Genomic DNA, 7812 nt, shown 5'->3' with positions numbered 1-7812 from the left:
CGGTGCGGGTATAGAACGCCGGGATGCCGGCGCCGCCGGCGCGGATACGCTCGGCCAGCGTGCCCTGCGGGTTGAACTCGATTTCGATCTCGCCGCTCATGTAGCGCTGCTCGAGAATCTTGTTCTCACCGACGTAGGAGGCAAGCACCTTGCGGATCTGGTTGTTGGCCAGCACCTGCCACATGCCGTGGCCGTCGCAGCCGACGTTGTTGCCGATCACCGTCAGGTGCTTCGCGCCGCTATCGCGCAGCGCGCTGACCAGGTGCTCGGGCACGCCGCACAGGCCGAAGCCGCCGGCCATGATCGTCATGCCGTCGCTGACCAGGCCGGCCAGTGCGGCATGGGCGTCTGGGTAAACTTTGGATTTCATGCTTGCCCCGTTTGCGGAGTCATCGTGGGTTGCCGCGCTTTTCGCGACGGTTCCGTTGTTGGGCAGATGCCCTGGATCGGCGGGTCACCCCCTGCTGCGCGCGACCCCGCCGAGTCACCTCCATAACGTATGCTGCCATACTTTATTGCAGGGCGCCAAACGATTCTGAGACTGGTTCACGGCGCCAGCCTCCGGGCCGCCTCCGCGGCTCTATTCGGTGTCCGATGACTTGGCAAACTGCTGCAGCGACTCCTTCACCAGCGACAGCAGCCTGATCAGATTCGCACGGTCGACGCTATTGAGGTTCACCAGGATGCGCTTGTTGAATTCATCTTCTTCTAGCGTCATCTTCTTGATGAACGGCTGGGCGGAACGGGTCAGATAGACGCGCTTGGCGCGCTTGTCGCTCGGGTCCGAGCGGCGTTCGAGCCAGCCGTCGGACTCCAACTGTTCGACGACCGAGCCGAGGCTGGCCTTGCCGACCTCGAGTACGTCGGCGAGTTGCGACTGCATCATGCCGTCGTGACGTGAAAGGTGTGCCAGAACCCACCAGCGTGCGCGCGTGAAGTTGAGCGGCTTCATCAGCTGGTCGTAGGCTGCCCGGCGTATGCGCGACACGTCGTGGACCAGAAACGCCAGGCGGATCGCCTGGCGTGAAACGTCGTCGGTCGCGGGAATGCCGTCAAGCAGCGCGGCGGAGGAAGGCTCGGTTTCGGTCGCGACGGCCTTGCCGTTCTTGGGGGCGGCCTTGGCCGGGCTCTTGGATTTCACGGCCGGCGTTTCAACCGGCGCGGTTTTCTTCTTGACGGCCGAGACTCGAGACGACGGCTTCTTGGTAGACATGATGGGTCCTTCCCTGCAGCTGCTTGGGCAACGGCGATGGTATTCCACAAAACCAATAATATAAGGAAATCACTGCGGATCGCACCCACCTGTTCCAGGGACGCGTCCGGATCGCCGTCCGGTTTCGGGGCCCAGTAAGGCTGCCGCCGCCGGCAGGGCTGCTCAGTTCGCGGATACCTGCGCGGCGCCGCGGTCGAGTACCACCCGGTTGCGCTCGACGCTGATGCAGCGGAATTGTAGCGCGCCGGCTTCACCCGTCCACCGCTGCGTACGCAAGGTTTCGCCCGGATACACCGGGCGCGTGAAGCGCGCTCCCATTGCCGCTAGTGGCGTCGTAGTGGCCGGGCCCGCGAATCAGCGCCTGGCAGGCGACACCGTAAGTGCACAGCCCGTGCAGGATAGGCCGATCGAAGCCGGCCCTGCTCGCCACGGCCGGATCGGCGTGCAGCGGGTTATCGTCGCCGTTGAGCCGGTACAGCCGCGCGGCGGAATCGGCCAGCCATGATGATCTCGGTGTAATAATATGGATCAATACCAACAAATGAGAATTCGGCGATGGCGGGTGTGTACTTTGACGATTTGAAACTCGGGCAGGTTTTCATCCACCCGATCCGGCGCACGATCACCGAGTCGGACAACGTGTGGTTTACCGCGATCACCCACAATCCGGCTTACCTGCATCTCGACGAGGAATACTGCCGGCAGCACACCGAGTTCGGCACGCGCATCGTCAACAGTGCGTTCACGCTCGGGTTGATGGTCGGCATCTCGGTCAACGAGACCACACATGGCACCGCGGTCGCCAATCTCGGCTGGGACGAGGTGCGCTTTCCCAAGCCGCTGTTTCACGGCGACACCCTGCGGGTAGAGACCGAGGTACTGCAGCTGCGCGAGAGCAAGTCCAGGCCAGGCGCCGGTATCGTCGAGTTCCTGCATCGTGGCTACAACCAGAAGAACGAACTGGTTGCGCATTGCCGGCGCAGTGCGCTGCAGCTGAAAAAGCCGGTGGAGTGAGAGGCTGTGACTTCCGGAATGCGAAGTGCGATCAGGCAGACAAAATTCGTCGCGCCGCCTTCAGGTGCGGGATGTCATACATCTTGCCGTCGATCGACACTGCGCCGGCACCGGATGAAAACGCATCGACGATCTTCTGTGCCATCGCTTTTTCATTCGCGGTCGGCGTGAACGCTTCGTTGATCACCGGCACCTGGTCGGGATGGATCGCGATGCGGCCGGTGAAGCCGTCGTAGCGTGAAGCCTGACAGGCGAGGCGCAGGCCCTCGGTGTTCTTGAAGTCCACGTACACGGTATCGAGCGCTTCGACGCTGAGCGCGTGCGCGGTCAGCAGGCATTGCGAACGCGCGTATTCGTAAGTCGGCCGCCAGCCGCCGGCGGGCAGGCGCGGATCGCCAGCGCCCATCGCCGAACTCAGGTCTTCGCCGCCCCAGGTGATGACCTGGATGCGCGGATGCGCCAGCTTCACCAACTCGCCCAGTCGCAATACCGACGACGGTGTTTCGGTGACGATCGCGGTGATGCGGATCTGGCCCGTGGTCAGGCCGTGCTCGCTTTCGAGCGCGTCCAGGTAATGGCCGACGACGCTGACGTCCTCGGGGCCGCGGATTTTCGGCAGCAGGATGCCGGCCGGGCGGGCGGGGACCACGGCCGCGAGATCCCTGAGCAATTCACCCGAGGCCAGATCGTTGACCCGTACCCAGAGCCGGTCCCGCGATGCGGCACCGCCCAGGTATTCGCACATCATGCTACGCGCCAGCGGCTTGCGCTCCGGCAGCACGGCGTCTTCCAGATCGAGCACCAGCGCATCGGCACCGGCACCGGCCGCCCTGGCCATTTTCTTTTCACTGTCCGCGGGCACGAACAAGGCTGAGCGAATCATCGGGTCTCCTGGTTTTGTGATCGGTGTGCCGAGTTCCGTGGCGGAACCTGGGAACGCAGGAGTGTAATGCGGCTGGCGGTCCCGCGGCATCGTCAGGCGCGCGCACCGCGCTTTGTTCTGCGCTGGATTTATTTCCAGTTGCGCGAATATAGTATGATACCATACAGTAATACGCGGCCCGCTGATTGCAAGTGCGCGTCGTCACCCTGGTGCTCTGGAGTCGCTCGTGTCATCCGCAAATTCAGGAATCAATGCCGCGGGCATCAAATCCTTCGGTGCCTATATTCCAAGGCGCCGCATGCCGCGCGCCGTCATCGCGGCGGCGCACGCCTGGTCGTTTCCGTCGCTGAAGAGTCTCGCGAAAGGCGAGCGCTCGATGTGCTCCTGGGACGAAGACGTGATCACGATGGCAGTCGAAGCCGGGCGCGATTGTCTACAAGGCTCTCAGGGCGCCATCGGCAGTGTAAGTCTGGCCAGCACTACCGCACCGTACGACGATTTGAATAATTCGGTTTTCGTCTCTTCCGCTCTGCAGCTGAGCGAGACGGTTTCCGGCCGCGATCTCGCTGGCTCGACTCGCGTGGGCTTGACCTCGGTGATCGACGCCTGCCTTGCGAGCGGTACTGGCGATCGGCTGGTGATCGCGTCCGAAAGGCGCGTCGCCAAACCCGGTAGCGCGCTCGAGATGCAATACGGTTGCGGCGCGGCCGCGCTGACGATCGGTGTGGGCGACGATCTGATCGCTGGCTTCCTCGGCTCCGAGTCGGTGTCGGTTCCATTCTTCGATCACTTCCGCAAGGCGGATCGCGAGTTCGACTACATCTGGGAAGAGCGCTGGATCCGGGATGAAGGCGTGTCCAAGCTCGTGCCGCGCGCGATCAACGCGCTGATGTCCTCGCTGCAATTGAGCAGCGAGCGCATCGCCTGGTTCGGTTTGGCAGGCGGCCCGAATGGCAGCGACAAGCTGGTCGCCAAGCTGCTCGAGATTGCACCCGAGCGCGTGCTGCCGGATCTACAGGCGCAGGTCGGCGAGACCGGCGCAGCCCATTCGCCGTTGCTGCTGATCTCTGCGCTGGAACGCGCCAAGCCGGGCGACATCATCGTGATTGCGTCCTTTGCCCAGGGCTGCGAAGTGCTCGCTTTCGAGATGCTGCGCGAAGCGCCGAACGCCGGGCGCCGCGGTCTGTCAGGCTCGATCGCGAATCGCATCGAAGAAAGTGCCTATCTGAAGCTGTTGTCCTTTGATGGCCACGTGCAGCTCGACTGGGGCATGCGCACCGAGGTCGACAACAAGACCGCGATGACGCAGCTGTATCGCTCCTCGGACCAGATTCTCGGCTTCGTCGGCGGCCGCTGCTCGGCCTGCTCGGCCGTTCAGTTCCCACGTCTTCCGTCCTGCGTCAATTGCGGCGAAATAGACCGGCAGATTCCTTATCCGCTAGCCGGCGAGAGCGCGAGGATCGCCACGTACACCGCCGACTGGCTGCAGTATTCGCCGTCGCCGCCGCTGTACATGGGCCTTGTGCAGTTCGACTGCGGCGCGCGCGTACTGATGGAAATCGTCGATGTTGGCGCTGGAGCCCTCGCTGTCGGCACCGCGCTGACAATGGCTTTCCGCATCAAGGAACGCGATCGGCTGCGCGGCTACGACCGCTATTTCTGGAAAGCGGCGCCGGCGATGCCGGCGTCGGTCTGAGCCCAAGGAACACACATGGCCAGCGGCATCAAGGACAAGGTTGCGATCATCGGCATGGGCTGCTCGCGCTTCGGTGAGCGCTGGGATTGCGGCACCGAACAACTCGTGACCGAGGCTTTCGTCGAAGCGCTGAAAGACGCGGGCATCGGCAAAAAGCAGATCGGGGCGGCTTGGTATGGCTCGGCGCTCGACAGCGTCAATGTCGGCAACTCGGCGATCCCGCTGTCGACCGCATTACGGCTCGAAGGCATCCCGGTGTCGCGCGTCGAGAACATGTGCGCGACCGGCACCGAGGCGCTGCGCGGCGCGGTGTATGCTGTTGCTGCGGGCGCCGTCGATATCGCACTCGCGATCGGCGCCGAGAAGCTCAAGGACACTGGCTACGGCGGCCTGCCGGTGCCGAGCAAGGGCACGCTGAATAATCTTTGGATTCCGTACGGCTCCGCGCCGGCGGGGTTTGCGCAGCTGGCTTCGGGTTATCGCGCGAAGTACGGAATTTCGCGCGAAGATCTGAAGAAGGCGATGGCGCACGTGTCATGGAAGAGCCATCAGAACGGCGCCAAGAATCCGAAGGCGCATCTGCGCAAAGCGGTCACAATGGAGACGATTCTGGCCGCTCCGCTGATTGCCGAACCGCTGGGAATTTTCGACTGTTGCGGCGTTTCCGATGGCGCGGCCTGCGCGATCGTGACGACGCCGGAAATCGCGCGCGCTCTCGGCAAGCGCGGCGAGCTGGTGACGGTCAAGGCGCTGCAGCTGTCGGCTAGCGCCGGCCGTGAAATGGGCACTGATCAGTGGGATGGCAGCTATGTACCGAACACGCGCATGGCCGCAGCCGCGGCGTATCGCGAGGCTGGCATCCGCAATCCGCGCAAGGAACTTTCCGCGCTGGAAGTGCATGACTGTTTCTCGATCACCGAGCTGGTGACGATGGAGGACCTCGGTGTTTCAGCCGACGGGCAGGCCTGGCGGGATGTGCTCGAGGGCGTGTTCGATGGCGAGGGGGAAATCCCCTGCCAGATCGACGGCGGCCTGAAGTGCTTCGGGCATCCGGTAGGTGCATCCGGTCTGCGCATGGTCTACGAACATTATCTGCAGCTCACCGGCCGTGCCGGTTCGCGGCAATTGAAGAATCCGCAACTGGGTCTGAGCCACAATCTTGGTGGTGTGCCTTACAACGGTGTCTGCGCGATCAGCATCGTCGGATTGGAAAGCCGGTAGCGACGCTTGGCTCCGGGCGTATGTTTGCGACGACCCTTAGATAGGTAGCAGATAGGTGGCGTTTATCTGGAAGAGGAGCATTAAAGCGAAGACCAACGGAAAAGTAGTATTGGTCAATACAAACTGATATTGTTCCATACAAAATACGCATACGCCCGTTAGAGGTGTATGGCTACCAAAGTAGTCGCCGCAGGCGAACCGTGCGAGGAGGCTAGAAAGATGGAATTTGGCAAACGCCAGGATCCGAAGAGACGCGTGATCGGCATCACCGGCGTTGTGATTTTTCACATTTTGCTGGTGTACGGTCTGGTGAACGGTCTGGCGCGCAAGGCGATCGAGCTGCTGCCGCCGCCGATCGAGACCAAGATTCTGGATGAAGTGAAGACCGACGAAGAACCGCCGCCGCCGCCGCCGCCGCCGAAGCTGGATGTGCCGCCGCCGCCGTTCATTCCGCCGCCGGAGATCAGCATCGCCTCGGCGCCGGCGCCGAAGAATGCGATTACCTCGTCGACCAAGCCGGCGCCGCCGGCACCGCCGAAACCCGCCGGTGTCAGCAAGGCGCCGGTGGTGAAAGCCAAGCTGTGCAGGGAGCCGGATTATCCGGCGGTATCGGAGCGTCTGGGCGAAACCGGCACGGTGCTGCTGCAGTTGCTGGTGGACGTCGACGGCAAAGTCAGCGACAGCAAGATTCAGGCATCGAGCGGTTTTGAGCGTCTGGACAAGGCAGCACAGCAGGCGCTTTCACGTTGCAAGTTTGAACCCGGCACCGTCAATGGAGCGCCGGCACCCGCATGGGCACAGTTGAAGTACACGTTCCGTAAGCAGAAGTGAACATACGCAGAATCTGGAGGAGACGAGAGATGGTTTCAATCAAGCAGTTGATGTCCGCGCTGGCCGGAGCCGCCCTGGTGGTGTTGTCGAGCACGGTATTCGCACAGGACCCGGCACCCGCAGCGCCGACGGCCGAGGCGACAACAGCGGCGGAAGCGCCGCTGGCGGAAGCCAAGACCGAATCGGTCGAGAACCCCTACGGTATCGGCGCGTTATGGGCGCAGGGCGATTTCGTCGCGCGCTTCGTGCTGGTGGCGATGCTGATCATGTCGGGCGCGACCTGGTACATCATGGTCGTGAAGTACATCGACCAATCGAAGCTGATGCGCCAGTCCAAGGCGGCGAACGCGACGTTCTGGAAGAGCCGCTCGGTGCAGGACGGCATCGGTTCGCTGAGCGCCGGCAGCCCGTTCTGGTACATCGCCGATCGCGGCGTGTCGGCGCAGAACCACCACGAAGGCACGCTCGTCGAACAGATCGATCTGAGCAGCTGGGTGACGATGAGCGTCAACCGCGCGGTCGACGAAATCCAGAGCCGTCTGCAGGGCGGCCTGGCGGTACTCGCCACGGTGGGTTCCACCGCTCCCTTCGTCGGCCTGTTCGGCACGGTCTGGGGCATCTACCACGCGCTGACGGCGATCGGCATCTCCGGCCAGGCGAGCATCGACAAGGTCGCCGGCCCGGTCGGCGAAGCTTTGATCATGACCGCCATCGGTCTGGCGGTCGCGGTCCCCGCGGTGATGGGCTACAACTGGCTGGTGCGCCGCAACAAGGCCGGCATGGAAGCGGTCAGAGCGTTCTCGGCCGACCTGCACAGCGTGCTGCTGTCCGGCTCGCGCGTCGGCGACAAGGCCTGACGCCATGGGCATGAACATCGGCAGTGAAGGCGGAGGCGACGAAGACGAAGTCGTCTCGGCGATCAACACCACCCCGCTGGTGGACGTGATGCTGGTG

9 protein-coding genes and 1 pseudogene are annotated in these 7812 nt (G+C 63.2%); 6 read left to right on the top strand and 4 right to left on the bottom strand.

The window, feature by feature from the left end; genetic code table 11:
• The 3 genes from JWQ90_RS20160 to JWQ90_RS29265 all read right to left on the bottom strand — a co-directional run.
• Positions 1-370: CoA-transferase (locus JWQ90_RS20160; protein WP_299696818.1), on the bottom strand; the 370-nt coding region annotated here is incomplete at its 3' end.
• 210 nt (positions 371-580) lie between these two features.
• Complete coding sequence (locus JWQ90_RS20155) at positions 581-1213, bottom strand: MarR family transcriptional regulator (RefSeq protein WP_299696817.1); 633 nt, start codon at positions 1211-1213, stop codon at positions 581-583.
• Between the two features lie 250 nt (positions 1214-1463).
• A complete protein-coding gene (locus tag JWQ90_RS29265; RefSeq protein WP_366919554.1) occupies positions 1464-1745 on the bottom strand; it encodes a MaoC/PaaZ C-terminal domain-containing protein in 282 nt (93 codons plus the stop codon).
• Between the two features lie 23 nt (positions 1746-1768).
• On the opposite strand from JWQ90_RS29265, the gene JWQ90_RS20150 reads away from it, so the two are divergent.
• Complete coding sequence (locus JWQ90_RS20150) at positions 1769-2227, top strand: MaoC family dehydratase (RefSeq protein ID WP_299696816.1); 459 nt, start codon at positions 1769-1771, stop codon at positions 2225-2227.
• Between the two features lie 31 nt (positions 2228-2258).
• Here the strand turns inward: JWQ90_RS20150 and JWQ90_RS20145 are convergent, their stop codons facing one another.
• Positions 2259-3110, bottom strand: a complete 852-nt coding sequence (locus tag JWQ90_RS20145) for a CoA ester lyase (RefSeq protein WP_299696815.1) — start codon at positions 3108-3110, stop codon at positions 2259-2261.
• Positions 3111-3336: 226 nt separating this feature from the next.
• Here JWQ90_RS20145 and JWQ90_RS20140 point away from each other — a divergent pair, with 226 nt between their 5' ends.
• The 5 genes and pseudogenes from JWQ90_RS20140 to JWQ90_RS29255 all read left to right on the top strand — a co-directional run.
• Positions 3337-4806, top strand: a complete 1470-nt coding sequence (locus JWQ90_RS20140; RefSeq protein WP_299696814.1) for a 3-oxoacyl-[acyl-carrier-protein] synthase III C-terminal domain-containing protein — start codon at positions 3337-3339, stop codon at positions 4804-4806.
• Positions 4807-4821: 15 nt separating this feature from the next.
• Complete coding sequence (locus JWQ90_RS20135; RefSeq protein WP_299696813.1) at positions 4822-6027, top strand: acetyl-CoA acetyltransferase; 1206 nt, start codon at positions 4822-4824, stop codon at positions 6025-6027.
• Between the two features lie 219 nt (positions 6028-6246).
• Positions 6247-6858, top strand: coding sequence for an energy transducer TonB (locus tag JWQ90_RS20130; RefSeq protein ID WP_299696812.1), 612 nt, complete (start codon positions 6247-6249; stop codon positions 6856-6858).
• Positions 6859-6887: 29 nt separating this feature from the next.
• Positions 6888-7715 carry a MotA/TolQ/ExbB proton channel family protein gene (locus tag JWQ90_RS29260; RefSeq protein WP_366919553.1) on the top strand — a complete coding sequence of 276 codons (828 nt, stop codon included), beginning with the start codon at positions 6888-6890 and terminating at the stop codon, positions 7713-7715.
• 4 nt (positions 7716-7719) lie between these two features.
• Positions 7720-7812, top strand: a pseudogene (locus JWQ90_RS29255) (biopolymer transporter ExbD); the annotation flags it as partial.

Origin of the sequence: Hydrocarboniphaga sp. (assembly GCF_028291725.1) — a bacterium.
Lineage (GTDB): Bacteria > Pseudomonadota > Gammaproteobacteria > Nevskiales > Nevskiaceae > Hydrocarboniphaga.
This window is presented reverse-complemented; position numbering and strand designations above follow the sequence as displayed.